This window comes from Catenuloplanes japonicus (assembly GCF_000717135.1).
Classification (GTDB): Bacteria; Actinomycetota; Actinomycetes; order Mycobacteriales; family Micromonosporaceae; genus Catenuloplanes; species Catenuloplanes japonicus.
Genome location: NZ_JNXY01000090.1, coordinates 1 through 653, shown reverse-complemented (window position 1 = coordinate 653; position 653 = coordinate 1). Strand labels below are relative to the sequence as shown.

Annotated in this window: 2 protein-coding genes; both read right to left on the bottom strand. The window is 68.3% G+C overall.

What is annotated here, in order from left to right; all coding sequences use genetic code 11:
* Nucleotides 1-359: transposase (locus OP04_RS54410; RefSeq protein ID WP_198154333.1), on the bottom strand; the 359-nt coding region annotated here is incomplete at its 3' end.
* The coding region (locus OP04_RS48105; protein WP_157241403.1) for an IS5 family transposase at nucleotides 329-653 on the bottom strand (325 nt) is incomplete at its 5' end. The genes OP04_RS54410 and OP04_RS48105, both read right to left, overlap by 31 nt.

Genomic DNA, 653 nt, shown 5'->3' with positions numbered 1-653 from the left:
CCGCGCCGGGCCCGGTTGGCTTTGTGGTCCTTGCGCTCCGGAATTGTGTGCGGGATCTTCCGCACCCGCAGCGTCCTGCGGACCGCACGCACGCTGTAAGCCTTGTCCGCGGTCAGATGGGCCAGCCGCTTCCGCGGCCGGCCCCGACCGGGCCGGGCCACCGACACCTTCTCCAGCAGCGGCACCACCTGCTTGTAGTCCGCGGCCTGCCCCGGTGTGACCTCTTTCGCCAGCGGCCGGCCGTGTCCCTCACCCAGCAGATGCAGTTTGGTAGTCAGTCCTCCTCGCGAGCGACCCAGCCCTTGGGCTGCCTGCGATTCCGCCGCGCTCAGTCCCCTTTTAACGCCCCCGCGGCACACTGATGCGCCCGCACCACACTCGAATCGATCTGGCCGTTCCAGTCCAGCTCACCACGCTCATCGGCGCGGGCCTGCAGATGGCGCTCAATTGCGTCCCACATCCCCTGCTTCTGCCACCGCGCGAACCGCGAATAGCAGGTCTCCCAAGGCCCGTACCGCTCCGGGACCTCCCGCCACTTCGCCCCGTTATCCGTCCGCCACAAGATCCCGTTGATCACCTGACGGTGATCACGCCACCGCCCACCGCGCTGCGGATCGGTATCCGGAAGCAAGGGCGCAAGCCGTTCCCACTCC